Source organism: Streptomyces sp. NPDC088350 (assembly GCF_044753545.1).
Taxonomy (GTDB): domain Bacteria; phylum Actinomycetota; class Actinomycetes; order Streptomycetales; family Streptomycetaceae; genus Streptomyces.
Map to the genome: position 1 here is coordinate 322423 of NZ_JBIVNL010000011.1, position 25456 is coordinate 347878.

Genomic DNA, 25456 nt, shown 5'->3' on the forward strand with positions numbered 1-25456 from the left:
TCCTGAGATGTTATCGTCTATCTCGATCAAGATGTCAGATAGTCGAGCTGGAGGTTCCGTGTCCCTGGCGGTCGTACGGGACATGCGCCCCGAACTGCGTCTGTCCACCCCGGAGGAGGTAGCGGACTTCGAGCAGGACCTGCTGTCGGAGTTCGTGCTCGCCCGGGCCTCGGCGGGTACGGGCGACGGCACGATCTCCGGCGACGTGTATGTGATCGTCGAGGTCCGCTCGTGGTTCGGCCGGCCGCTGTGGGAGATGGAGCCCCGCGACCTCGACCGGTTCTTCGGCGAGCACCAGAAGGGGCTGGAGAACGCGACGAAGGTCCGCAAGGCCCAGTCGCTGAGCGTCTACTTCGAGTTCCTCGAACTCCGCCACAAGCCCGCCATCCACGCGGCGACCGGCTACGTCGTCGAGTCCCCGCTGGACGAGATCAACCGGCCTCGCGGGTCGGCACTGTCCCGGTTGAGGATTCCGCCCCCGGCCCGGCAGATCGACCATCTGTTCACGTCGTGGCGGGATGAGATACCCAAGGCCCGCAAGCCGTTGCCGGTCGTACGCAGTTACACCGCGATGCGGCTGGCGAGCCTGATCGGGCCACGCGTGTCGGAGCTGACCCTGGCGAACGTGGACGATATCCACTGGGACCTCGGGCAGTTCGGCAAGATCCTGCTGAAGGGCAAGGGGAAGCGGGGCAAGAAGAAGGAGCGACTGGTCCCGCTGATCAACGGGAGCCGTCAGCTGCTGGAGTGGTGGGTCGACGGACCCCGGTGGGAGTACGACAACCGGGTCAACGAGCCCGGGGCGCCGCTGTTTCCCTCGGAGCGGCGTGCGGCCGACGGCAGCAGCCTGCGGGCGGACACGGACACACTCCGCCTACACCTGAAGCAGAAGGTCGCGCTCTATCTGCCCTCTCAGGCTGGCAACCTGACGCCGCACACGATGAGGCACTTCGCGGCCTCCGAGCTCTACCGGCAGGGCGTGGACGTGGTCGCGATCCAGGAACTGCTCGGACACAAGTGGATCAGCACGACCATGATTTATGTGCATGTCAACCAGACTCACATCGAGGACGCGTGGGTCCGCGCCGGCCAGCGGGCGCACACGCGGTTCGGAGGGACATCATGAAGTGGAACCTGCGGATGGCCGCGGCCAAGCGGGACATCTGGAAGTCCTCCGAGCTCCAGCGCATGCTGGCCGAGGCGGGCCTGGTGATCAGCGCGGGCAAGATGTCCAACCTGTGGGCCGGACAGCCGGTGACGATCCGTCTGGACGACCTCGACGTGATCTGCGAAGTACTGCACTGCGAGCCCAATGACCTTCTCGTCCGTGAACCCGAGAAGGCCCGCGCGCGACGTCCAGAGCAGGCCGGCGACGCGGCGGAACTCCGTCCGGCCGTCGGCGAGCACCGTCGGCACGGTGGCGGAGCGGCCCCACGAGGGCTGGTCCCACCGCTGTGAAGAAGTCGCGGAAGCACATTCGGAGCGCGGTCGCGGACAGCTGCGAGACCTGCGGTGCGTGGGGGTTGCACCTCCACCCCCACGCCTCCAGCACTCTGTGCGTGCCATGCCGAACGTGGCGCCACAGGTACCCCAGCGGTTCCTGCGGCACCTGTCGGAGAACGGCCCCGCTGTGGCATGGAGTCTGCCGGACCTGCCGCCACCAGGCCGCGTTCATCGTCGGTCGCGTTAAAGATCCCTCCGTGGGAAAGCCCAGGCTCGATCTCAAGGCCGCGGCCGCGACCGGCCAGCAGATGTTCCTCGCCAGCCTGATTCATTGGGGCGGACGCTCCAACAAGACAGTAGATACTGGCCAGTTGATGTTGGCCGTGGATGCAGCGACTGCTGTTCGTCCGGCGTTGCTGACAGCGCCGCGAGGCAGACAACTCGCACTCTTCGAACCCGTCTGGGACTTCCGCCACCTGAGCACCTGCGAGCGCCAGAAGGGACGGGCCTGGAACGGCACCACTCCAATTGATCCGCAGTACGCAGACTTCCTCACCCACCGGGCCAGGGAACTCGCAGTGTCCCGCGGCTGGGGTCATGACACCCACAAGAGAGTCAAGCGCGGCTTGATGCTCCTGGCCGCACTGCATCAGCCCTTCGAGAAGATCAAAGCGACCACCGTGCACGCACTCGCCCAGCACACAGAAGTCTCCGTCATCCACCTCATCGACATGCTCGACGACCTGGAGCTGCTGCTGGACGACGCCCCCGACACCGTCGCCGAGCTCGTCAACACCCACCTCGCGCCGCTTCCCGACCAGATACGCAGCGAAGCCGCCGCCTACTTCGACGTCCTCCGCAACGGCACCGACCGCCGCCGCCCCAGATCACGCGACACGGTCGACGTCCACCTGCGAATGATCGTCCCGTTCGCCCTCGAATACTGCGCTCCGCGCTACTCGACGCTGCGGCAGGTCACGCGCAACGACCTGACGGACTGGCTCTCCACCCGCAAAGAGCACACCCAGCGTGAACTCGTCGCGCTGCGCGACCTGTTCAAGGTCCTCAAGGCCCAGCGGCTGATCTTCGTCGACCCGGCCCGAGGCATCAAGCCTGGAACCACCCACGTCAACCTGCCCACGCCCCTCCCCGAAGACGGGATACAGCAGGTCGCCACGGCCGCTCGCAGCAGCCTGCCGCTTCGAGTCGTCCTCGCGCTGGCCGGCATCCACGCACTCTTCCCCCGCGAGATCAGGCTCCTCCAGGACGCAGACATCGACCTGGGCGCTCGCCGTCTCCGCCGAGGCGACAGCAGCCGGCCGCTGGACGACTTCACGGCCCAGGCCATCCGCGAGTACCGGTGCTACCGCGATACGCGCTGGCCCAGCTCGTCGAACCCACACCTCCTCCGCACCCAGCAGACCGCCCGGCGCGACACTCCCGTCAGCAAATTCTGGCTCAAGGGGCTCTTCAAGAACCTGCCTGCCACAGCCGACAGCCTCCGCCAGGACCGCGTCCTCGAAGAGGCCACCGCAGTCGGCCCGGATCCTCTCCACATCGCCACCATGTTCAACCTCAGCTCCGAGACCAGCATGCGCTACATCCGCGCCACAGCCCCCGAGGACGCCGGCAGCACCGCAACCGCATAGCCCTCGAACCCACGGCCAAGGAGCCCCAAATGGCCACACCACACCTACAGTTCACCCCTCGACACCTTCAGAAATCGTGAACTCTCGGGGATTCGCCGGGGAAGGGCTGGACGCACCCGTGTTGGACACGTTGTTCCTGGCCAGCCCCATCTCGTTCAAGGGCCGGGTGATTCAGCAGGTCGGCCGGATCATGCGCAACACCGAGGCCAAGAAGAGCCACGTCGAGGTCCACGACTACCTCGACTCGGAGGTACCGCTGCTGGAGCGAATGCACCACAAACGCCGCAGGATCCTCGACCGCCGAGGATTCACCACCGCGGCCCCGCCACGATCGGACCCGCAGCCGAGTCGGACACCGCGTCCCGGCGGCGAATGTGGCACGCCCCGCGAGGCCCCCGTAGCCGAGGACGGAGCGCAGGAACCAACCACCGCCCAGATCCGCTCGTGGGCCCGAGGCCAGGGGATCGACGTCCCGCCCCGGGGAAAGCTGCGGGCGGCGATCTGGGACGCCTACCAAGCCGCCCACCCCACACGTCCGTGAGGATGAACCGTTCCGGGTGCGGTGGACAACTCTGAAAGCACCGGCGCTGGTGCAGCCGAAGCCCAGCGCTGGCACCGTGATTTGTCCGAAGCCACCTATGCCTGCGGACAGCGGGCCAGCTGTCGCCAAGGCCGACGGCGCCGCGGCCCTCGCTGCCCACCCCAACGAGCGGTCCGCCGAAGCCCTGCACATCCTGGTCGATGCCGGCCGCCAGGCCATGGGCGAGCTACGCCGCGTCCTGGGCGTGCTGCGCGAGGAGCAGGAGAGCGAGGGGCTACGCAGCCCGCAGCCCAGGGTCCGTGACGTGGACCTCCGTTGGGCGCGGGGCTGACCGTGGCTACCGGGCCGTGGGCGATCTCGACGCGCCGGGCAGCGGTGTCCAGCTCGCCGTCCACCGCACAGCCCAGGAAGCCCGGACCAACACGCTCAAGCACGCCAGCACCGACTCCACCGCCGCAGTGACTGCGGCCGCACACGCCGACCGGGGCGTATCCGCGCGACAAGGCCGCCGAGCCGGAAGCCGCGGTCATCCATTCCGCAGGGACATCAGCCATGCCAGGTCCGCCGCGGCCTGACTGCGGACCGTCTGTTCACGGGTGAACAGCTCCTGGGTCTTCGTCAGTACCAGCGTGTACGGGCGCCCCTGCCGCCTGGTCCGGTGGCGCACCGGCAGCTCGGCGGAGTCGAGCCTGGCGTGCACATGCCGCCGCCCCTCCTTCGCCAGCGGCCATTCAAAGACCCGCCGGGACCGGGAGCCGAGGAACGCACCGAGGACACCGCACAGCTCGCAGCCGCACCCGTCCCAGGCCGCTGACCAGTCGTCAGCAGCGCGCGACGGCCGCTCGCACACCGCGCGGAGCCGGTCCGCGCTGTCCTGTGCGATCGCGTCGAGCCCCGCCACGCCCCACTCGGCCGACGTGCTCGCCTCCGCGGCGCGGCGCAGCAGTGGCATCAGGCACTCGAGTACCGTGTCCCCGCGTTCGCGCAGCGCTGCCAGGATCCCGTCCCGCAGCTCTTCGTCGGCCGCCGCCAGGACGTGTCGCAGCGGCAGGGCCAACTGCTGCAGTTGCGCTCGGCGGATCTCGGCCGGCCCGGTCGTGGTCCACAACCGCAGGCCACTGTCCACCGCAGCCCAGACCCCGGCGGACAGCCGCCGTGCCACCGCCGGCGCCCGATGGGCGCGCAGCGCCGCGCACAGTTCCGGCAACCGCTCGGTCCACTGGTACTGCTCCGGTCGGAGGCGGTCCTCCGATACGAACCAGGCGTCGACGACCCGGCCCGTCCACCCGGTTCCGTACCGCTCGGCTGCCGCGGCCAGTGCGCCCGCGTGCTCCGGGCTGAGCCCGCCCGCCGTGAACGGCTCCAGCAGCATCGCTGCGGTCTCGGCCGCATCCAGGCCCCCGGCCACCTGCAGCGCGCAGTCCAGCAGCTCGGGTTGCGGACAGGTGTGCTTCCAGAACGGTGCGAGGGTCTGGGCTTGGTTGCGCGCCCGGTCCAGGTCGCCCCGCGCGATGCCGACGCGCAGTTCCTCCAGGGCCCACCGCGATCCGGCCTCGCCGCGTGCCGCGAAGGCTCGCTCACGCGGCCACACGACAACCGCGGCCCGCCGGTACCACCGGTCCAGCGTGTTGCCGTAGTTGCCCATGTATCCCTCGTACTGGGAGTCGTAGGGCGTCAGGTCCGCGCTTTCGGTACTCGCGCACACCTCGTAGTCCTGAACCCGCAACAAGATCTCTTCGCCACCGGTGCCGTCCGGACCGGTCCACCAGCCCAGGGTGATCTCGTCGTCGATCAGCTCCTGGAGGACGTAGTCCCCGTCCTCGCCGGCCTCGCCCGCATCACCGTCGTCGTCCTCGCCGTACCCGTCGTACCCGTGGTCGTCCCAGGGATCGTCCCCTTCGGGATAGGCATCCCAGGTCTCCTTCACCTCGGCCAGGGCGAGCACCGACTCGCACCCGGCCTGCCCGGAGGCGGCACGCAGCAGAGCGGCACGCCCCGCGTCGGCGCCCTTGAGCCGCTCCCAACTCAGACCCCGCTGGGTGTACTCGTGATCGAGCAGGTACACGAGCCGGGTCGGCGGATCCAACTCGCGGGTGCCGTAGCGCGGTTTGGCGGGCGAGCCGAAGTGCCGACCCAGACTGTGTGCCAGCTCCGCCAGCGGTCCGGACGCCTCCGCCGAAGTCCCCGGCTCGGCGAGCAGGTTGAAGGTGAGCGTCACCCGGTACCCGGTTCGGACCGGAGTGACCTGGTGCCGGCAGTCGGCGTAGAAGGCGACGAGGGTCAGGTCCGTCTTCGAGGCACGGTATGCGCACTGGTGCCCGGCGTGCTCGATGACCAGCTCTCCCCCCGTGTGCGCCGAGGGCAGGGAGAGCACCAGCGTGCCCACCATGGCGTCGTCCTTCTCCGAATCCTGGTGCGGAAGGAAGAACTGGCCCTTGCCATACACCAGCATCGCGTGCGGCTCAGCCCGCAGCCGGGTCGCCGGCGGGAGACCGAGAGCGTCCCGAAAATGCTCCAGCGCGCCGCTCAGCAGCGACGACCAGGAAGGACCGGCAAGACTGATCTGATCCGGCAGGATCTGCCAGGTGTCACGCACACTGGTGTCGCTCAGCGTCTGTTCGCCCCGCCCGAACAACGCAGGCCGTGCCACCGAGATCAGCCGCTTCACCTGGGGCGCCCGCAGCGGAAGGTTCACCGGCCCGACCCCTGCCACCTCAAAGCCCAGTCCGGCCACAGGTGCCTCCAGCCGGGCACTGAAAGCCCCCGCCTTCTTCGCCCCGCCGAGCAGCCCAGCCAGCCGTTCCCTCGGTGTCACCACCACGTGCCTGCCCTCCGCCCCCTGCGGGTCCGTCGTTCTCGGCTCGATCCTACGAACCCGACGGCACCGCCAGGACCGTAACCGTGGATGGGCCCCGAACGAGGCATCACAGCCAGGTTCCGTGAGATGAGCCGCAGCGCCTGTCGGTAGGCTGAACGGCCGTGAGCGAGTACCAGTACTACGAGTTCCAGGCCATCGACCGACCGTTGACCAAGGATGAGCTCGAAGGGGTGCGGGCGCTGTCGAGCCGAGCCAGGATCAGCGCGACGCACTTCGTCAACGAGTACCAGTACGGCAACTTCCGCGGCGATGAGCACAGACTGATGGAGCAGCTGTACGACGCCCACTTGTACTTCGCCAACTGGGGCTCGCGGCGCCTGATGCTGCGCCTGCCCACCACGCTGCTGCCCGCCCGCAGCGCCGAACCGTACTGTGTGGAAGACGCCTTGACCTGCTGGACCAGGAACGGGCATCTGCTGCTCGACTTTGCCTACTCGTCCGAAGACGGCGGCGAGTGGGACTTCGAGACCTCCTTCACCCTCGCCTCATTTACCACCCTGCGTACCGAACTCGCCGCGGGCGACCTGCGTCCCCTCTATCTGGCCTGGCTTTCCGCGCTCACCCGCTGGGAGCTGGAGGAGGACGTCGACGAGGACGAGTACACCTCCACCGTCGAGCCGCCCGTACCCGCAGGCCTTGCCCAACTCACCGGTCCGCAGCAGACCTTGGCCGACTTCCTGCACATCGACCCGCACCTGCTCACCGCTGCTGCCCACGCCAGCGGTGCCGCCCCTTCCCAGGCAATCGACAAGGACGCACTCGCCGCCTGGATCCGCGCCCTGCCACCACGCGAGAAGGACACCCTGCTGCTGGACGCCGCCCTGGGCACCGCCCCACAGCCGGGCCCCGCACTCCTGGCCCGCCACCGCGCCGCGTCCCACGGCACAGCCGAACCGTCCACGGCCGCCCGGCGCCGCTCAGCCGCAGAGCTCCTCGACGCCGCCCACGAGGTGCGCAGCGAGCACACACGGCAGCAAGAGCAGGCCCGCGCCCAGGCCCGCCGAGCCGAGCAGCGGGCTCACGAGAGCCACCTGAACGCCCTGGCCGAGAACGCCGAGCAAGCCTGGCAGAACATCGCCCACCTGATCGGGCAGAAACAGCCCGGCCCCTACGACAACGCCGTCACCCTCCTGAAGGATCTCCGCGAGGTCCACGACCGGGCGGGTACCCCCGAGGAGTTCGCCCGGCGCCTCCACGACCTGCGCGATCAGCACCGCGCCAAGTCCTCGCTGATGCGACGCCTCACCAACGCCGGCCTGACGGCCCGCTGAGGCGCGCTCAGATCTGGTCGCGTGAACCCTCGGTCAGGAGGCGGAGGGCGGCGAGAGCGGTAGGGCGGCCGGTGGGGCAGCGGTGCATGAGGGCCAGCGCCTGGACGTCGCGGCGCGGGTCGAGGCCGAATTTCCGCGGGATCCGCCTGGCCACCACGTCGACGTTAAGACCGGCCGCATCAATGTCGGTGCCGTCCTCCACGAAGACGAAGAAGTCGGGCAGGCCGTCTGTCAGCGGGGGCAGGCCCTGGTTGATCCGGTGGGTGCTCGTCACCACCCCGGCCTGTCGGCGACGGGCCGCTGGGCCTGTCGGAAGATCCTGGTCAGCCGTACCGAGGGGATCGAACCGTGAGGGGGGCCACCCATGAAGCGTCTGCACGAGTTCATTGACGCTCACCACAGAAACCCGCCAAGCCCAGCAACCAGCCTTGCTGTCTGTCGAAACTGCACAGCCCCATGCCGCCGGTCCCCTTCGGACACGCAACCCGTCACACACCGGTCGAGACGAGCGAGAGAATTCTGACGAAGCATCACGCACAGCTGTCCACCGGCTGTCCACCGGACGCGCCGCCCCTCGGACCAATTCAACGCTTCAGTGCAGCAAAACTGCAGGTCAAGACCCCTTGGACTACCCAGACCCGACAGGTAGTAGATCAACGACCTACGCATTGCGATGCATAGAAGCCAACTGACCGAATAACCCGAATTCCAAGGTCACCCAAAAGAAGAAACCCCAGGTCAGAGGCCCAACCTGGGGTTCACCATGGAGCCGCCTTCGGGATTCGAACCCGAGACCTACGCATTACGAGTACGCCGGTTCGTCGGATCGAGCGTCCGCAAGAAGTCCCCGACGCCACGTAAGCCGCGCTTATCGAAACAAAACCCCAAGTCAACACCGTGATCACAGACAGCCGACATGTCCGTGACGTACAAGGAGACGGCGCGGGGCGAGCTCGCGGTGGACATCATCGAGTGTTGAGGGGGTGGGGGCTGAGCAGCGCGTTCGTGTCTTTCGGCGCTGTCGGGGCCTTGCGTGTCCACGCGGTGGAAGGTCCCGCCCGAGCTTGGTGATCCCGTGGGTGCCGGACGCCGCCGGTGCCTGCGGAGGCAGGAAGCCGTCGGTACCGGCCGCATCGGCCGCCTCGGGGCGGGCGATGTGGCGGTGCGCGTCGCCTCGGCAGTCGGCTTGGGGAAGGCGGGTCCGCTGATCCGTCGGGCATGCGAGGTCGCCCGACCACCACCACGGTGCCGAGCCGCCCCGCGCGCAGGGCGGCAGAGCACTCAGCGCCAGCCGAGCTCCGGTGCCACCTGGGTCAGGATGCTCTCCAGCACGTGGGCGTTGTAGTCGACCCCGAGCTGGTTCGGGACGGTCAGCAGGAGGGTGTCCGCGGCCTGGATGGCCTCGTCCTCCCGGAGTTGCTTGACCAGCGCGTCCGGCTCGGCGGCGTACGAGCGTCCGAAGATCGCCCTGGTCGTGTCGTCGATCATGCCGACCTGGTCCCGCGAGTCGCGGTCGCGGCCGAAGTAGGCCCGGTCCACGTCGTCGGTCAGGGCGAAGATGCTGCGGCTGACCGACACGCGCGGCTCGCGCGCGTGGCCCGCCTCCTTGTACGCCTCGCGGTACGCCTCGATCTGCTTGCGCTGCTGGACGTGCAGCGGCTCGCCCGTCTCGTCGTCCTTCAGGGTGGAACTCTGCAGGTTCATCCCCAGCGTCGCGGCCCAGACGGCGGTCGCGTTCGAGCTGGAGCCCCACCAGATCCGTTCGCGCAGCCCCTCGGAGTGCGGCTCGACGCGCAGCAGCCCCGGCGGGTTGGGGAACATCGGCCGCGGGTTCGGCCGCGCGAAACCCTCGCCCTCGATCACCTTGAGGAACGTCTCGGCGTGCCGGCGGGCCATGTCCGCGCCGCTCTCCCCCTCCTCAGGCGCGTAACCGAAGTAGCGCCAGCCGTCGATCACCTGTTCCGGTGAGCCACGGCTGATGCCGAGCTGCAGCCTGCCGCCGGAGATGAGGTCGGCGGCGCCCGCGTTCTCGGCCATGTACAGCGGGTTCTCATAGCGCATGTCGATCACGCCGGTGCCGATCTCGATCTTCGAGGTCCGCGCGCCGATGGCCGAGAGCAGCGGGAACGGGCTGCCCGCCTGCTGCGCGAAGTGGTGCACCCGGAAGTACGCGCCGTCCACGCCCAGCTCCTCGGCGGCGACCGCCAGGTCGATGGACTGGTGCAGGAAGTCGGCGGCGGACCGGGTCTGGGAATGCGGACTCGGCGACCAGTGACCGAACGAAAGAAAACCTATCTTCTTCACGCAGGCCAGAGCGCCCGGAGGCCACGATTGATTCCCCGCGCCGGCACACCGTGACCAGGCCAACCGGCATCACCCTGCGGAAGCGCCTCACGTCGTGTTGACGCATGGCCTTCATGGTCCGGTTCGGCGCGACAACGCCGAGCGGTCGGCACAGCATGGAAGGAGGCGGGATCCTCGGCCGCGTCGCGGCGGAAGTGAGGAACCATGAACATGCATACACCATGAGCGGCGAGGAGCAGCGGCTGCTGGCCGGAAGGTATCTCCTCGTCGAGCAGCTCGGCCGCGGTGGGATGGGGACCGTGTGGCGGGCCCGGGATCAGGTGCTCGGCCGCGAGGTGGCGGTGAAGGAGCTGACGGTCAGCGGTCTGCCGCGCGAAGAGCTCGCGGTACTGCACACCCGGATGGAGCAGGAGGCTCGGGCCGCGGCGCGGGTCAAGCATCCAGGGGTCGTCACCGTATTCGACGTGCTGGAAGAGGACGGCCGGCCGTGGATCGTGATGGAGCTGATCGACGGACGGTCGCTGGCCGACGTCCTCGCCACTGAGGGGACGCTGCTGCCACGGGACGCCGCCCGACTCGGGGTGCAGCTGCTGTCGGCGCTTGACCGCGCGCATCAACTGGGGGTTCTCCACCGGGATGTGAAACCCGCCAACGTGCTGCTCGAGCGTGGCGGCCGGGTGGTGCTCACCGACTTCGGCATCGCCGTCGTGGAAGGCTCCAGCGGTCCGACTCGCACCGGCGACGTCGTCGGTTCGCCGGACTATCTCGCTCCGGAGCGCGCCATGGGCCACCGCCCGGGTCCGGAGTCCGATCTGTGGTCGCTCGGTGTGACGCTTTACGCCGCGGTGGAGGGGGAGTCCCCGTTCCACCGCACTACGACGATGAGCACCTTGCAGGCGGTGGTCGCCGAGGAGCTTCCCGAACCTCGGCACGCGGGCCCCCTCGCTCCTGTCATCGAAGCACTGCTTCGCAAGGACCCGACCGAACGGCCCACCGCTGAGCAGGCCCGGCGCATGCTGAACGAGGTGGCGGCCGAGCTGCCGGTGGACGCGGCGGCAGCCGGGGCAGCGGCGCATCCGGCCACGCAGGTGGTGGTGTCGGCGGAAGGCACCGCCGAGGAACGTCTCCCCCAGGCACCCACCCGGGCCACACCTCCCACACCGGTGCCCTCGCAGGCGCCGGTCGACCGACCCGAGGCCGATCCGGCGGCGTACGACCAACAGCGGGGGCCCACGCGGAGGCGACGCACGTCGCTGCTGATCGCCGGGGCCGCACTCGCGGTGGCCCTGGTGGGAGGCGGCGGCGCGGCCATGGTGCTGAGCGGCACTTCCCATGACCCCTCCCAGTCAGCGCCCGCCACCTCCCGGAGCACGGCCCGGACGGCCGCGCAGACCCCTCCCCGTGCGGCCGTCCGGACTGCGGTGCCAGTGCCAGTGCCAGTGCCGGTGCGGACGGTGACCAGCACCCCGACGGTGACGAAAGCGCCGCCGGTCACGGTGACGGCGACGGTCGCCCCGCCGACGGGCACCTTGCCACGGGGCCCTGCCACGTCCTGCGGCTACACCGACAGCCGTCCGACGATCAAGAATGGCTCATCCGGCGCGGCGGTCCAGCAGGCGCAGTGCTATCTCAACCTTTCGATGGCAGGAGGCACGATTCCCGAGGACGGGGACTTCGGGCCCGTCACGGAGGCGGCGACGAGGCGGTTCCAGGCCTGCGCGGCCATCACGGTGGACGGGCTCATCGGCCCGGAGACATGGTCCTACCTCGTCTACTGGGCCAGTTCACCGAACTACCTGTGCTGAGTCCGATGCCGGGGGTGTCGTGGGACAGGAACTCGCGGCGGGCGGGTCCCAGTCGAAGGTGAGGCACACGTGCTGCTTCCTGATGACGGCCGGTTCCTCGCCCGGTGTGCCACCCGGTGCGGGACGGACCGTCAGGCGTGGCCGGTGTCCGCGCGTGCCTCGCGGCCCCAGGAACTCCCACAACGGCGAGCCGGATGTGCGGAGCGGGAGTTTCCGGGTCAGGAGGCGGGCGGGGGAACGGTCCCGGACGTGGCCGGCGGCATCCCAACTGCCGGTCCGGGTGAGGATGTCGGGGTCGTGGCCGGGGGCGACGGAGACGCGAGCGAAGCCGGCGAGGCGGGTCGCCGGCCACAGCAGGAGCGTGTCGAAGGGCGTGCCGCTGGGCATGGTGATGCCGGTCCAGTGTTCCGGGGGGCATGTCGAGGGCGTCGTCGAGCCGGCTGGTGTCGGCGGGGGTGTTGTCGGCGAGCCGTACGGTGACTTCGCCGCCGCAGAGCGGGGTGACGGCGTCCTGGCGCTGGCCGGGCCTTGGAGGGGCCGAACCCGCACACCGTGTACGTGTCCGCGGTCAGCAGCCCGTCGCGTTGGATGAGATGAAGGGGATGGACCAGGTCTAGCCGTGGTCTAGCCGTGGATGCGCAGCGGCACCACGAGGTGGCCGCCCTCGGTGAGCCGATCGGTCCAGGAGGGTGGGATGTCGCGGCCTCGACGGTGACGATGACGGCGTCCACGCTGTCGGGGGCGGCAAGTTGAGCGGGGCGCGGTCGCCGTCGCCGTCGCCGAGGTGGACGCGGACCTGCTGGTAGCCGGTGTCGTCGAGGAAGCGGCGGGCGCGGTCGGTGACGTAGGGGGCGATGTCGATCGTCGGACGAAAGTTCGAGGATGCGGGTGTTGCCCCAGGGGCCGCCGGGAGGTGCGATCACCATGTGGTGTTCGATCGGCCGCGCGGAGAGCTGTCACCTGATCGAGGATTGCCGGACCGCCCGGCGTGCACCCTGCCCGGACGCCGGGCACCTCGCGGATGCCTCACCGGCGCCGGCCCCGGACAGTCACCGGGACGCACAGCACTCCTGTGCCACCGAGACGAACGTCAGCTTCGCGCGGTTGAGTTCGTCCGGCTTCTCGTGGCGTCGCAGGCAGTCGACGAGGTGCTGTGCCGCCGCGACGGCATCGGCGGGGCCCTCCAACAGGACTCCGCTCAGGGCCCGTTGGAGCAGAACCTCGTCGTCGGGCCCGCCCCGGCCGTTCCGCTCGGCGAGGATCCTGGCCTCCGCCGCGCCGAGGAACTCCGCGTAGGTCTGACGGCGGAGGGCGAACTCGCGGTGGTCGGACTCCGCGCGGAGCGTCATCCGCACCGATTCGAGCAGCGCGTCCGCCTGGCGGATGCCGGCGCTCCGGGTGTACCAGCCGGTCACGACGCTGCCCGCGATCGCCGATGCCGCGGCGATCAGCGCGATTGCCCACTCACTCATTCCGCCATCCTCGCGATCGGCCACGGCCTGTCACACCACCCTTGCCCAATGTACGGCGCGGATCACTCCCGGCGACCTTCGAACAGCGCGCGATAGGATCGGATCATGTCGCCCGACGACGTGAACGAACCTCCCCCGACCAGCGGAAACAGCTCCTTCCGCGCACCGGATGGCAGTAGGCTGGAGACTCATGCACGACGGGCGACGGGCGACGGGCGACGGGCGACGGGCGACGGGCGACGGGCGACGGGCGACGGGCGACGGGCGACGGGCGACGGGCGACGGGCGGTCGGTGTTGTTCGCGGCTCGGTCAGCCGTGGCCCTGTACCGCCTGCTCGATGTGCTCCCCGTCTTCTCCGGTGACGACCGGATCAGCCGCCGCTTCACCCTCGTCCCCGGCTCCGCCTTCGGAGCCGACGCTCTCGCCGCGCTAGACGCCCTCGGCGGCCGGACCGTGCCCTGGAGCGAAGCGCTCACGCGCACCTACGACCTGGTCGTCGCCGCGAGCCCGAAGGGCGACCTGAGGCTGCTGCGCGGCCCGCACGTCCTCCTCCCGCACGGCGCGGGCTTCAACAAGTCGATCCCCGGCGAGGGTTCGGCCGACTCGGCGTCCGGACTGGACCGGTCCTACCTCCAACGCGCCGACCACGACGCCCCGATAGCGCTGCACGCCCTCGCCCACCCCGACCAGGTCACCAGGCTGGCCGCGACGAACCCGCAGGCCGCCCGGCAGGCGAAGGTGATCGGCGATCTCACCCTGGAACGCGTCCTCGCCTCGTCGCCTCTACGGGAGCGCTACCGGGCCGCGTTGGGCACCGGAGCCCGCAAACTCCTGGTCCTGAACTCCACTTGGGGCCCCGAGTCCCTCATCCGGCGACACCCCGGACTGCCGGCCGAACTCGCGGCCCGACTCCCCTACGACGAGTACCAGTTGGCGCTCGTGATCCACCCCAACGAACGCAGCCGCCTCGGCACCCACGAACTGACCGAACGGCTCGCACCCGCCGTCGACGCCGGGCTGATCCTCCCGGACCCCTACGAGGAGTGGGCCTCCGTCCTCATCGCCGCCGACGCCCTGGTCACCGACCACGGATCGGCCGCCCTGTACTACTGCGCCGCCGCCCAGGACCGCCCCGTCGTGAGCGTCCACCCCGGCGGCGGCGAGCTGATCCCCACCAGCCCGATGGGTCAACTCCTCGACTGTGTAACGAAGTTGAGAAACACGGAGGGCATAGAGAACATCGGGGACATCGAGGGCATCGGCGAAGCGCTGCGGTCGTACCGTCCGGGCCCCGGACGCACCGCCGCTCAGGCCGCGTTCGCACCCCCGGGCGATGCCATGGACCGCCTGCGAACCGAGATCTACGCCCTGCTCGCCCTCGCACCGCCCGCTCACGGCGTCACACCCCGGCTCCTGCCCGCGCCCGCGCCCGCCGCCCGCGTCCCGGCCGCGTTCGACGTCCAGGTGGAGGCGGTCCCGACCGGTCTGCGTATCACCCGGCACCCGGCGGGCACCGGCCCGCCCGGTCACCACCTGGCCGTGGAGTTCGGTGCCGCCGCCGAGCAACTCACGCGTTCCGCAGGCCTGTTGTACCGGCGCCGGCTCCTCCCGGCATCCGGCGTCCCCGTGGACGTGGCCTGGACCGCCGACGGCTGGACCCGGCACGCCCTGTCCGCGTACCCCAACTGCCGTTCGGCGGCGGCCCTGTTGCCGGACGGCGGGTGCCTGCTCAGGTTCCGGGGCCACGAGCAGCCGTACGCCGTCGAGGTCGCACCGCGGTCCGAGGACGGCCGGGTCGTACGGCTCGACCCGGCCGTCGCGCTGTCGGCCGTGCACGCCCGGCTGGTCTCCCGGGACCCCGCCGACGACGCCACGCTGAACTGCCTTGTCGGGGAACGGAGTTTCCGTGTCGCCCTCCGCCCGGCCACGGACGCCGAAACGGAACAGCTGATCTAGAGCAGGCCGTTGCTCCGCCGAAGCGCCTGGGCCTCCGCCCGGTGTTCCTCGGCTTGCGCCAAGTTCCCTTCCCCTGCGTCCAGTTCGGCGAGCGCGTCGTGGACACGGGCCAGGTCGAAGCCCGAGCGGCGCCGGTCGGCGCGAGCGAGCGACTCCTGGTACAAGGCGCGGGCCTCGTCCGGCAGACCCAGGCGGGACAGGACGCCGGCGAGGGCGAACGCCGAGCGGCCGATGAGCCGTTCGCGCCCCTTCGCCACGAACCCCGCGTGTGCTTCGGCCAGCAGGGACCGCGCGGCATCGAGGTCCCCCGTCCGCGCGCTCGCCTCCCCCATCCGATAGGTCTGGAGCAGGACGCCGTAGGGATTGGGGATCGCCCGGTGCCTCTCGCGGGAGTCCGAGAAGTCGGCCAGGGCCGAACTCCAGTCGCCCTGTGCGCTGTTGAGCATGCCGCGGAACTCGACGGCCGAGGCGGCGAGTTTGCGGTCGCGTTTGGAGTCTCCCAGCAGTTCGAGGGCTGACATCGCCCTGTCGATCTGTTCCCGCGCCTCGTTCAGGTCTCCCGACTCCCAGAGCGGGCGGGCCAGTTGGCAGCGGGTGCGGACCAGCCAGGCCGCGTTCCCGCCGTGCCGGACGGCCGAGTCGACCGCGCGTCGGAAGACCTCGACGACCTCGGACTGGTGGGGCCGGTCCAGGGCGTGCGTCCACACGGGCTCGGACAGGGCGACGACCTCGGTGTCCATCCCCCGGCCGTGGGCCAGGCGCGAGCACGCGAACAGCACATGGCGTTCCTCGTCCAGCCAGCGGGCCGCGCGTTCGGCCCGCTCGGTCCGGGCCGCGCCGTCCACGGCCGCCCCCGGATCCTCCAGCGGCGCGTCCGGCACACCGGGAACGGGATCGAGGAGGTCCACGACGGTCAGCCGCTCGCCGGCCGCGAACCGGTCGGCGAGCTGGGCCTGGCGGACGATCCAGCGCAGCAGCCTGGCCTGCGCCTCGGCGACGACGTCGTCCGGTGTCTCCCGGCGGGAGCGGCGCAGGGCGTGTCCGCGTTGCGGGCCCGGCAGCCGCATCTGGCCGGCCTCCGTCAGGGGCAGCCGGCGCAGGTCGAGTAAGCCGGCCCGGTCCAGTTCCTCCAGGGCGTCCTGGCAGGCCTCCGGCGCCAGTCCCGACAGCGCGACGGCGGAGTGGAGGGTGAACGTCTCGCCGGGGTGGTGCGCCAGCAGGCGGTAGACGTGGGCCGCCGGGCGGGACAGGTCGTCGTAGACCGTGTCCCAGATCTGTTCCACGCCGGACACGCCCTTCTCGTCCAACTCGGCCTGGAGATCGGCGAGTAGGCGGGAGAGCGGGCGCAGCCGGTGCGCGCGTACCCAGCGGCCGGCCGCGTGCAGGGCCGCGGGGAGGCCGTCGCACAACCGGACCACGGCCCGCGCCGCCTCCGGGTCTGCGGCCAGGCGGTGGTCGCGGGCGACCAGCTCCAGCAGCTGTGTCGCGGCCCGCTCGTCCAGTGGCGGCAGGGCCAGATCCAGCGCGGCACCGGATTCGAGGTCGTGCAGCGGGCCGTGGCTCGTGACGATCACGACGCTGGTGCCCGACGCCGGGAGCAGGGGGACGATCTCGGAGGCGTAGCGCGCGTTGTCGAGCAGGAGGACGAGTTTCGCCTCGGAGGTCCTGTTCCAGTACTGCCGGCACCGGGCCGCGTACTGGGCCTGCACCTGGTCCGGCGCCACGTCGAGGGACGTGGTGAGCAGCTGGGAGAGCACATCGCCGGGGTCCAGCACGCCGTCCGCCCGGAAGTCGTCGAGATCGACGGAGAGCAGCCCGTCCGTGAAGCGGTGGTGCTCGCCCAGGGTGCGGGCGATCAGGACGGCCAGTTCCGTCTTGCCCAGACCGCCCGGCCCGCTCAGCGCCAGAACCAGCGGCCGGGACGGGCTCCGCCATTCCGCCACGGCGTGCAGCGCGCGTTCCCGCTCGTCGTCACGGTTCACGAAGTGCAGTGTCCCCGGCGGAAGTTCGACCCTCACAGCAGCCCCCTCGGCCATCCGTCATCGCCTGTGCGCCTACCCGACGATCATGCACTCTAGGGACTTTCGCCGCCCGGCGTCCGGCAGGCGCGCAAACCGCGCCTTTCCGGACTGGAGTAACGTGGGCCTTACCGAGCGCACCTCGCACGCCGTCAGCCGTTTCGGCGTCGCCCTCGGGGAACGGCAAGGCCGGAGCGCCTCTTGTGTCCGGTCGGAAATGAGCCGCCCCACATGAGTCTGATGAGTCTCGGAGTACTTGCCTCCTCCCGCAAGGAGAACGAGTTCCGTCTGCCGCTGCACCCCCGCCACCTCGACCGGATCGCCCCGGACATAAGGCAACGGATCTTCCTCGAAGAGGGCTACGGCGAACGGTTCGGCGTCGCGGACGACGCGCTGCGACCACTCGTGGCGGGCCTGCGGTCCCGTGAGCGACTGGTCGCCGAGTGCGACATCATGCTGCTGCCCAAACCCATGCACGAGGACCTCGCGGAGCTGCGCGAGGGCCAGGTGCTGTGGGGCTGGCCGCACTGCGTGCAGGACGAGAAGACGACGCAGATCGGCATCGACCGACGGCTGACCCTGATCGCCTGGGAAGCCATGAACCACTGGACGTCCACCGGCGCCTTCAGCGTCCATGTGTTCCACAAGAACAACGAGCTGGCCGGCTACTGCTCGGTGCTGCACGCCCTCCAGCTGGGCGGCCTGACCGGCAGCTACGGGCGCCGCCTGCGGGCCTGCGTCATCAGCTTCGGCGCCACCGCGCGCGGCGCGGTCACCGGCCTGGGCGCGATGGGGGTCTCCGACGTCACGGTGCTCACCCAGCGTGCCGCCGCGGCCGTGGCCTCGCCGATGCCGTCGGTCGTGATGGGGCACTTCGAGGAGCAGGAGGACGATCCGACGCGGCTCCAGGCGGTCACCGGGCTCGGGCCCGTGCCGCTCGCGCAGTACCTCGCCGGGTTCGACATCGTCGTCAACTGCGTCCTCCAGGACACCGACGCGCCGCTCATGTTCGTCAACAACGAGGAACTGGGCCTGTTCCAGCCGGGGACCTTCTTCATCGACGTCGCCTGCGACGAGGGCATGGGCTTCGCCTGGGCCCGGCCGAGCGGCTTCGGCGACCCGATGTCCACGGTGGGGCCGGGCTGCCACTACTACGCGGTGGACCACAGCCCGTCCCACCTGTGGGACTCCGCCACCTGGGAGATCAGCGAGGCGCTCCTGCCCTATCTGCTCAAGGTCATGAGCGGCCCCGCCTCGTGGGACGGCGACGTCACGGTCAGGAAGGCCATCGAGATCCGGGACGGTGTCGTCCAGAACCCGAAGATCCTCTCCTTCCAGCACCGGTCGGCCGCCTACCCCCACGCCCCCGAGGCCCAAGGGCTCCAGGGGCTTCAGGGGTCCGGCGGTCTAGGCCCTGTTGACCCCGGTGGCCACCGCGTGACCGATGAACAGGTAAAGGAGGGCGGGCAGGCCGTAGTTGACCACGGTGCGCCAGTCCGCCGAGTGGATGGTGAAGAGGTTGTGCGACCAGCCGGATAGCCAGTCGGCCGCGTCGTGGACCCAGGAGACCGTGGTGTTCGCGCTGTTGGCGTCGAACAGGTAGAGGACGATCCACAGGATCAGGATCAGTGCCGCGATGTCGGCGATGAGGGAGACGACCGTCCCCGCGGGGCTTCCGCCGTAGCGTCTGGACATGTTCAACGGGTGGCCCGTAAAGCCGAGTTGAAACCTCGCGGTACGCCAGACGGACGTTCTCCTCGCGGACGGCTGCTCGACGGGTGGCACCGGTGGCACGGGGACAATGGGTGGCGCCGGTGCCCGCACCCGGCGGGTCCGACTGGGCCGGGGCCCCGGCGCCGGCTCCCCACAGGTTCATGGGTTTCATCGGTCACCCACGGCGTTCACGGTCCCGGCGGTCCTCGCGGCGCCGGCGTGCCCGGTGCCGGCGGCTGTAGCGGCGGTCCCAGCGGTCCTGACGGTCACGGCGGTCCGCGTAGTCCCGGTAGTCCCGGAGATCGGACCCGTCACCGCGGATCCAGCCGCCCCCGCCTCCCCGGCCGTGCCGGGTGGCGCCGAAGACCAGCACGGCCGCGGCCACCCACCAGAGGGCGTTGCCGAAGCCGAGGCCGAACAGGACCACGATCAGGACGACGAGCAGAACGAACACGGCGGGCCTCCCCGGAGCGGAGCGAAGTCTCACTGCCGGGGGCCGGGGCCTGTGCCGCCAGCGTAGTCCCCGCCGGAGGCAACCGGCAGCGATCCGGGTCCCGGGCTTCCGCGGAACCGGCCGATGCCCCCCAGCTCCCCTCGCCGCCCCGGATGGCCACTTGCCGTCTGTCCCGTACGGGCGGCGGGGGCTAGCGTGTGCGGTACGGCCCGAGCCCCCGGCAGCGTCGACCACCTCTCGCGCTCCCTCGTGGGCGCACCTCGCGCACCGGTGCCGGATCCCCACGCGGCATCGATACGCCCCGTGCGGGCACCCTTCCGTTGCCCGCCGCCTCGCACGTGTTCCACGACAGGCGGCACACATGTACGCGCTGATCGTCCCGGCTTCGACCCCCTTCGTCCTGCTCGCCACCGTGCTGGGCCTGTCCTGGTGGGAGGACCGCATCCTGCCGACACCGCCAACGGCCCCGGCCTCGGACCCGGATGAGACCCCCGCTCCCCGAACTCCTCGGCGCCGACGCCCCGTTGACAAGAGAAGTCGCCCGACGCCGACCGACGGCACCGGCCTCCCCGCCGGTAATTCCCGTGACCACCGCACCATCCGCTGCCAACCTTGACCGGTACACACCCGGGAAAGGGAAAGATGACCACCGCCTCCACCAACGCCCCCGCCCTCGACCCCACCCTCGTCCGCCGCCTGCTCGCCGCCCAGTTTCCGCAGTGGGCCGCGTTGCCCCTGACCCTCCTGGAGCCCGCCGGTTCCGATCACGTCATCTACCGGCTCGGCGAGACGATGACCGTGCGGCTGCCCCGGAGCGACTGGGCGGACGGCGAGGCCGCCAAGGAGCACACCTGGCTACGGCACCTGGCCCCTCGGCTGCCGCTGGCCGTCCCGGAACCGCTGGGGCTCGGCACACCGGGCCCCGGCTACCCCTGGCACTGGTCCGTGACCCGCTGGCTCGACGGCACGACACCGACCGCGGACGACCTCGCGGACCCCGACGCTACCGCGCATCAACTGGCTTACTTTCTACGGCAGTTGCAGAGCCTCCCCGCCGCCGCGACCCTGCTTCCCGGAGCCCACCCCGAGCTGAACCGCGCCCCGTTGGCCGACCGCGACCACGCGACCCGGGCGGCGATCGAGGCCGTGGAGGGGGTGTTCGACACGGCCGCCATGACGGAGGTCTGGGACAACGCGCTCCGCGCCCCCGCCTGGGACCGCGAACCGGTCTGGTGCCACGGGGACTTCCACACCGGCAACCTGCTCACCGTCGACGGCCGCCTCTCCGCCGTCATCGACTTCGGCGGCCTGGGCATGGGCGATCCCGCCTGCGATCTGGTCATCGCCTACACCCTGCTGTCGGCCACGACCCGCCCGCTCTTCCGCACCGCCCTCGGCCCGGACGACGCCACCTGGACCCGCGGCATGGGCTGGGCCCTGGCCACCGGCCTGAACGCGTACACGAGTCACGCGGCCACCGAACCCCGCGTCGCGCGACAGACCACCCGCCAGCTCACCGAGGTCCTCACGGAGCACACCGCAGTCACGTCCACCAGCCCCTGACGCCGACCCGGGACGGGCGGCAGCCGATGTTCCTCCAGGGACTACCGGACAGTAACCGCTCGCCCCTACGCTGCTGCCGCCCAACGAGGCCACGGCGAAGGGGACTTGAGACCCATGAAGGCGATAAGACGGCTGGCTGCGCTGCTGGGCGCCGCCGCTCTGCTGGTGACGGGGGCCGCGGGCAATGCCCACGCGGCGGCGCCGAAGTTCTCCGAGACGACGACGATCGGCACGCACAACGCGTACGAGAAGGACAAGTACACGTACTGGGCACAGGCGTTGGACTCGGGGGCCTCGCTGCTCGAACTCGACGTCTACGTCGACAGTCTGAGCAAGCGGTGGCGGGTCAGCCACAGCAACCCGCTCGGCAACGACAACAACTGCGAGTACGCGAGCACCCCCGCCGACCTGTACAGCAAGGACCGCAATCAGGACCTCGGCAGTTGCCTGGACAACATGGCCGCCTGGAACACCCTCCACCCGGACCACGCGCCCGTCATCGTCAAGGTGGAGATGAAGGTGGGCTTCAACCAGACCATCGGTCTCGGCCCGACCGCGTTCGACACCCTGGTCTCGCAGAAGCTCGGCAGCAGCGTCTACAAGCCGTCCGACCTGCTGGGCTCCTCGTACTCCACGCTCGACGCGGCGGCCCAGGCAAACGCGTGGCCCTCGCGCGACGCCCTCAAGGGCAAGTTCGTCTTCGAGCTGATCCCGGGCACGGTGGAGCAGGCGAACCCGTTCGACCACTACTGGACGGACCAGGAGTACGGCGACCACCTGCGCGACCTGTACGCGGCCGGCACCATCTCGCAGGCGCAGGCATTCCCGGCGGTGCTGGGCGCGGCGAACGGCGATCCGAGGGCGAGCCGCTGGACCTCCGACACGTCGATCCGCCCGTGGTTCGTCTTCTTCGACGGTGACGCGGCGACGTACGTCAACAACGGTTACGACACGTCGTTCTACTCCGCGAACCACTACATCCTGATCATGACGGACGCGTACGCGGTGGCCCCGGCGATCTCCTCCACGACGCCCACGGACGCGGAAGTCGCCGCCAAGCTGGCCCTGTTGGCGGCGGACCACGCGAGCGTGATCACCTCGGACTGGTCGTCGAAGCCGGCGTCGGTCCTCGGCTCGGTGGCCACGAGAAGCTGAGGTTCCGGATGCCGGGGACAGGGCACAAGTCCCCCATGTTGCATGGCATCGACGTAAGCGCGTACCAGCCCACCGCGTACGACACGGACGGCTCCTCCTTCGTCTTCATCAAGGCGACGGAGGGCCGCTCGTACGTCAACCCGAGACTCACCGCCCAGACGAAGACGGGCCGGGACGCGGGTCTGGTCGTCGGTTTCTACCACTTCCTCTGGCCCGGCGACATCACGGCCCAGGTGGAGTACTTCGTGAGCGAGACCCCTGAGAAGGCAGGGGATTTGCTGGCCGTGGACTGGGAGACGACCGGCGACGGCACCCGCGCGACGAACGCGGAGAAGGACGGCTTCATCCGCAAGCTGAAGGCACTTCGGCCGGACAACCGGGTCGTCCTGTACACCAACCGCGACTTCTGGCTGAACATCGACACGACGTCCTACGCGGGCGACGGCCTGTGGATCGCCGACTACACGACGGCCGGCAAGCCCCGTATCAAGGCGGACTGGACCTTCCACCAGTACACGTCCGAGCCCCACGACAAGAACGTCGCGGACTTCCCGAGCAAGGCCGCCCTGCGGACGTGGGCCGAGAGCGCCTGAGCCGGCGGGGTCCGGGAACACCGCCCGGCTCTCGGCGCGCGTGCGGGCCGACTCCTCAGCCCTTGAAGTCGCCCGTCCGCTCCTTCGATGCCTCCGCCAGCCCCTTGGTGATCGCGTCCACGCCCTCCTGGAGCCCGTACACCGGTGTCCCCGGCTGCTGGCGCCAGGACTCGTCGAGGCCGCCCGCGTCGACCGTGTCGAAGCCGAGGTCGTCGATCAGGGCCCTGACCACACGCTTCGCCGCCTCGTCGTCGCCGGCCACCGGGAGCGCGAGGCGGTCGGGGGCGCCGGCCGGGCGGTGGCGGTCCAGGATGTCCTGGGCGAAGGTGCCGTTGAACGCCTTGATCACGGTGTGGCCGATCCGCTCCGCCGTCCAGCGGCTCTCGGTGAGCCCCTCGTCCAGGATGGCGGCGATCCGGCCGTCCCGCCCGGGGTAGTAGTTGCCGGTGTCGATGACCGCGACGTTCTCCGCCGCGCCGTCGAGGAAGCCCTGGGGCAGGTCCGGTACCGCCTTCAACGGGACGGTGACCACGACGACTTCGGCGCCCCGCGCCGCCTCCTCGGCCGGTACGGGGGTCGCGCCCGTCTCCTCGGCCAGTGCGGTGAGTGTCTGCGGGCCACGCGAGTTGGCGACGGAGACGTCGTGACCGAGAGCGGTGAGCCGCCGGGTGAGGTTGCCGCCGATGTGTCCCGCGCCGATGATGCCGATCTTCATGACAGACCCTTCGCCGATCCAGAACCGATGCATGTGCATGCGTCTGGAGGGTCACAACCTCGTGCGGCCGTCGGCTATTCCGGACCCGCCACCGTACGGGTGACGGAAGGGGCGCCCGTCCACCGAAGGACGGGCGCCCCTTCCGCTCGGCTCACTTGTTCAGGTGGGCCCAGAACTCGTCGAACGACAGGACCTTGTCCCCGTTGAGGTCCCGGCTCTTGATGATGGCCTCGGCGACCGCCTCGGTCACGTTCCAGTCGCCTCCCTGGGCCAGGGCGGTCTTGAACTCGGCCGCGGTGATGAAGCCGTCACCATCCGTGTCGATCCGCTCGAACTGCTTACGTGCTTCCTCGATGTCCGCCACCGGATCCGCCCCTTCGTAACGCTTTACCGCCTGTTGACGCAGGCCAGGTTAACCGGCCACCCCAGCACGCAGTGCGGCGACCACCCCCACGCACTCCTCCCGGCACCGGGCGAGCCGGTCGTTGGACGCCGGCTCCATCCGTTCCAGTCTCCGATGGTGAGAAGTCCGGTGCCGTCGTTCGGGGGGTCTGGGGGGTTGCCCCCCAGACAGCTCGGCAGGTCTGCGAGTGTGGGCCTTCCAGTGGGTGGAGACTCAGGCGGCGCGAGGAGCTTGGTGATGGAGACTCTGCGGGACATTCTCGACGCGGTGGCCCGGGACGACCTCCCCCCGCCGGACGGTCGTACGACCGTCGTGCCGCAGATGTCCGAGCGGGACGCGGGCGTGCTCGCCTTCACCGCGCACGCGGTGGTCTTCACGGACGAGGACCCGCAGTGGGTCCACGACACCCTGGCCGCCGTTCCGTGCGACGCGCTCGCGGCGCCGATGAACCCCCGGTTCCTGACGGCCCTCCTCGACCGCACGGGCCGCAGGGCCGAGACCATCGACGCGATGCTCGTGGGTTCCCCGCTGCCGGGCGAACCGCCGCTCCCCCTGCGGGAGATCACGGACGGCGACCATCCCCGGATCGTGTACGCCCGCGGCCGGCGCGACGACGTCCGCGCCTGGACGACGGACGGCGGTGTGCTGGTGACGGGCCGCGGGGTCGCGGGCCGCCTGGAGGTCTCCGTCGAGATCGAGGAGGGCGTACGGCACCGGGGGCTGGGGCGGTCGTTGGTGGCCGCCGCCCGCCACCTCGCCGCGGAGCCGCTCTGGGCGCAGGTCGCGCCGGGGAACGCCCGCAGCATGCGGGCGTTCCTGGCGGCGGGTTACCGTCCGGTGGGTTCGGAGGCGGTGCTGCTCAGCGCCACGTAGGCGGCACGCCCATAGGCGTCCCGCCGGATCGGCGTCAGTGCCACGGGCGGTAGTACGGGTTGCTCTCGCAGTCGCTCATGATCTCGACCTTGGTCTTCTTGTCGACCGGGCAGACGCCGATGATGTACTGGCGCGCGATACCGCCGGGGAAGGCGACCTCGACCTGGTCGGCCCACTTGTGGGTGTCGCCGATGGTCTTGTTGACGTCCACACCGCCGGGGGCGTCGATGTAGTAGTTGTAGCCCGACTTGTACCAGGTCTTGTACAGGTCGTGGTCGTAGGTCGTCGAGACGTACGGCGAGGGCTGGTTGACGAGGACGTACTTCTCGATGTCGTACTGGCCGTTGACGACGTCCTTGGGTGCGAAGCCCTGGTCGAAGACGATCGCCGGGCCTCGGCTGTCGCTGCGGTAGAGGGTGCCGCAGGTCGTGCGCCAGACCGGGTCGGGGGTGATGCGGCTGATGTCCACGCGCTGGTCGACGGCGGCCATCGCGGGGTCGGCGACCTCGGGACAGGCCGGGGCGGCGGCGGCCCGGACGGGCGGGTGCGTGGGGACGGTCGCGGCCGTGGTGGCGAAGACGGCCGCGAGGGACAGGACGGCGGCGGCGGTCCGCCGCCGCAGGTGAAGGGTGATCATGCGGGGCACGAT

22 protein-coding genes, 1 tRNA gene and 2 pseudogenes are annotated in these 25456 nt (G+C 70.3%); 13 read left to right on the forward strand and 12 right to left on the reverse strand.

What is annotated here, in order from left to right; genetic code table 11:
* Positions 1-58 precede the first annotated feature (58 nt).
* The 5 genes from ACIQBL_RS35670 (at position 59) to ACIQBL_RS35690 (ending at position 3964) form a co-directional block, all read left to right on the forward strand.
* A complete protein-coding gene (locus ACIQBL_RS35670; protein WP_401949495.1) occupies positions 59-1126 on the forward strand; it encodes a tyrosine-type recombinase/integrase in 1068 nt (355 codons plus the stop codon).
* Positions 1123-1458 (forward strand): helix-turn-helix domain-containing protein, encoded by a 336-nt coding sequence (locus tag ACIQBL_RS35675; RefSeq protein WP_401949498.1) that lies wholly within the window; start codon positions 1123-1125, stop codon positions 1456-1458. The genes ACIQBL_RS35670 and ACIQBL_RS35675 overlap by 4 nt, the downstream gene beginning before the upstream one ends.
* 242 nt (positions 1459-1700) lie before the next feature.
* Entirely contained in the window at positions 1701-3092 is a 1392-nt protein-coding gene (locus tag ACIQBL_RS35680; protein ID WP_401949500.1) for a hypothetical protein, read from the forward strand.
* 76 nt (positions 3093-3168) lie between these two features.
* On the forward strand, positions 3169-3633 hold the full coding sequence (locus ACIQBL_RS35685) for a histone-like nucleoid-structuring protein Lsr2 (RefSeq protein WP_401949503.1): 465 nt from the start codon (positions 3169-3171) through the stop codon (positions 3631-3633).
* A gap of 97 nt (positions 3634-3730) precedes the next feature.
* The gene (locus ACIQBL_RS35690) at positions 3731-3964 is read left to right on the forward strand and encodes a histidine kinase (RefSeq protein WP_401949505.1); all 234 of its coding nucleotides are present in this window, start codon (positions 3731-3733) and stop codon (positions 3962-3964) included.
* A 195-nt stretch (positions 3965-4159) separates the two neighbouring features.
* Here ACIQBL_RS35690 and ACIQBL_RS35695 read toward each other — a convergent pair whose 3' ends face one another.
* The gene (locus ACIQBL_RS35695) at positions 4160-6454 is read right to left on the reverse strand and encodes a 2OG-Fe(II) oxygenase (RefSeq protein WP_401949508.1); all 2295 of its coding nucleotides are present in this window, start codon (positions 6452-6454) and stop codon (positions 4160-4162) included.
* Between the two features lie 158 nt (positions 6455-6612).
* On the opposite strand from ACIQBL_RS35695, the gene ACIQBL_RS35700 reads away from it, so the two are divergent.
* Positions 6613-7782 carry a hypothetical protein gene (locus tag ACIQBL_RS35700; RefSeq protein WP_401949511.1) on the forward strand — a complete coding sequence of 390 codons (1170 nt, stop codon included), beginning with the start codon at positions 6613-6615 and terminating at the stop codon, positions 7780-7782.
* 67 nt (positions 7783-7849) lie between these two features.
* On the opposite strand, the pseudogene ACIQBL_RS35705 reads toward ACIQBL_RS35700, so the two are convergent.
* From ACIQBL_RS35705 to ACIQBL_RS35715, 3 genes and pseudogenes are all read right to left on the reverse strand, one after another.
* Positions 7850-8124 (reverse strand): annotated as a pseudogene (locus ACIQBL_RS35705) (ATP-dependent RecD-like DNA helicase); the annotation flags it as partial.
* 422 nt (positions 8125-8546) lie between these two features.
* A tRNA-Thr gene (locus ACIQBL_RS35710) sits at positions 8547-8648 on the reverse strand.
* Between the two features lie 415 nt (positions 8649-9063).
* Positions 9064-10086 (reverse strand): LLM class flavin-dependent oxidoreductase, encoded by a 1023-nt coding sequence (locus ACIQBL_RS35715; protein WP_401949514.1) that lies wholly within the window; start codon positions 10084-10086, stop codon positions 9064-9066.
* 221 nt (positions 10087-10307) lie between these two features.
* On the opposite strand from ACIQBL_RS35715, the gene ACIQBL_RS35720 reads away from it, so the two are divergent.
* Entirely contained in the window at positions 10308-11891 is a 1584-nt protein-coding gene (locus ACIQBL_RS35720; protein ID WP_401949517.1) for a protein kinase, read from the forward strand.
* Here the strand turns inward: ACIQBL_RS35720 and ACIQBL_RS35725 are convergent.
* Positions 11871-12278 (reverse strand): hypothetical protein, encoded by a 408-nt coding sequence (locus ACIQBL_RS35725; RefSeq protein ID WP_401949520.1) that lies wholly within the window; start codon positions 12276-12278, stop codon positions 11871-11873. The two genes, ACIQBL_RS35720 and ACIQBL_RS35725, sit on opposite strands and share 21 nt — an antisense overlap.
* 662 nt (positions 12279-12940) lie before the next feature.
* Entirely contained in the window at positions 12941-13363 is a 423-nt protein-coding gene (locus tag ACIQBL_RS35730) for a hypothetical protein (RefSeq protein WP_401949523.1), read from the reverse strand.
* A gap of 190 nt (positions 13364-13553) precedes the next feature.
* Here ACIQBL_RS35730 and ACIQBL_RS35735 point away from each other — a divergent pair, with 190 nt between their 5' ends.
* The gene (locus ACIQBL_RS35735; protein WP_401949525.1) at positions 13554-15320 is read left to right on the forward strand and encodes a translation initiation factor 2; all 1767 of its coding nucleotides are present in this window, start codon (positions 13554-13556) and stop codon (positions 15318-15320) included.
* On the opposite strand, the gene ACIQBL_RS35740 is transcribed toward ACIQBL_RS35735, so the two are convergent.
* Positions 15317-17302 (reverse strand): tetratricopeptide repeat protein, encoded by a 1986-nt coding sequence (locus ACIQBL_RS35740; RefSeq protein ID WP_401949527.1) that lies wholly within the window; start codon positions 17300-17302, stop codon positions 15317-15319. The two genes, ACIQBL_RS35735 and ACIQBL_RS35740, sit on opposite strands and share 4 nt — an antisense overlap.
* A gap of 267 nt (positions 17303-17569) precedes the next feature.
* Between ACIQBL_RS35740 and ACIQBL_RS35745 the strand changes: the two are divergent.
* Positions 17570-18706 (forward strand): annotated as a pseudogene (locus ACIQBL_RS35745) (N(5)-(carboxyethyl)ornithine synthase); the annotation flags it as partial.
* Positions 18707-18745: 39 nt separating this feature from the next.
* Here the strand turns inward: ACIQBL_RS35745 and ACIQBL_RS35750 are convergent.
* Both ACIQBL_RS35750 and ACIQBL_RS35755 read right to left on the reverse strand, forming a co-directional pair.
* A complete protein-coding gene (locus ACIQBL_RS35750) occupies positions 18746-19033 on the reverse strand; it encodes a hypothetical protein (protein WP_401949530.1) in 288 nt (95 codons plus the stop codon).
* A gap of 193 nt (positions 19034-19226) precedes the next feature.
* Complete coding sequence (locus ACIQBL_RS35755; protein ID WP_401949533.1) at positions 19227-19505, reverse strand: hypothetical protein; 279 nt, start codon at positions 19503-19505, stop codon at positions 19227-19229.
* A gap of 642 nt (positions 19506-20147) precedes the next feature.
* Here ACIQBL_RS35755 and ACIQBL_RS35760 point away from each other — a divergent pair.
* The 3 genes from ACIQBL_RS35760 (at position 20148) to ACIQBL_RS35770 (ending at position 22816) form a co-directional block, all read left to right on the forward strand.
* A complete protein-coding gene (locus ACIQBL_RS35760; RefSeq protein WP_401949536.1) occupies positions 20148-21068 on the forward strand; it encodes an aminoglycoside phosphotransferase family protein in 921 nt (306 codons plus the stop codon).
* A gap of 114 nt (positions 21069-21182) precedes the next feature.
* Positions 21183-22223 (forward strand): phosphatidylinositol-specific phospholipase C domain-containing protein, encoded by a 1041-nt coding sequence (locus ACIQBL_RS35765; protein ID WP_401949538.1) that lies wholly within the window; start codon positions 21183-21185, stop codon positions 22221-22223.
* Positions 22224-22258: 35 nt separating this feature from the next.
* Positions 22259-22816, forward strand: a complete 558-nt coding sequence (locus ACIQBL_RS35770; RefSeq protein ID WP_401949541.1) for a GH25 family lysozyme — start codon at positions 22259-22261, stop codon at positions 22814-22816.
* A 55-nt stretch (positions 22817-22871) separates the two neighbouring features.
* On the opposite strand, the gene ACIQBL_RS35775 is transcribed toward ACIQBL_RS35770, so the two are convergent.
* Both ACIQBL_RS35775 and ACIQBL_RS35780 read right to left on the reverse strand, forming a co-directional pair.
* Complete coding sequence (locus tag ACIQBL_RS35775) at positions 22872-23531, reverse strand: NADPH-dependent F420 reductase (RefSeq protein WP_401949543.1); 660 nt, start codon at positions 23529-23531, stop codon at positions 22872-22874.
* A 151-nt stretch (positions 23532-23682) separates the two neighbouring features.
* Positions 23683-23895 carry an EF-hand domain-containing protein gene (locus ACIQBL_RS35780; protein ID WP_401949545.1) on the reverse strand — a complete coding sequence of 71 codons (213 nt, stop codon included), beginning with the start codon at positions 23893-23895 and terminating at the stop codon, positions 23683-23685.
* 276 nt (positions 23896-24171) lie between these two features.
* Here ACIQBL_RS35780 and ACIQBL_RS35785 point away from each other — a divergent pair, with 276 nt between their 5' ends.
* Entirely contained in the window at positions 24172-24807 is a 636-nt protein-coding gene (locus tag ACIQBL_RS35785; protein WP_401949547.1) for a GNAT family N-acetyltransferase, read from the forward strand.
* A 34-nt stretch (positions 24808-24841) separates the two neighbouring features.
* Here ACIQBL_RS35785 and ACIQBL_RS35790 read toward each other — a convergent pair whose 3' ends face one another.
* Positions 24842-25444: an ADP-ribosyltransferase gene (locus tag ACIQBL_RS35790; RefSeq protein ID WP_401949549.1), complete on the reverse strand. Its 603-nt coding sequence runs from the start codon at positions 25442-25444 to the stop codon at positions 24842-24844.
* Positions 25445-25456: the final 12 nt, after the last annotated feature.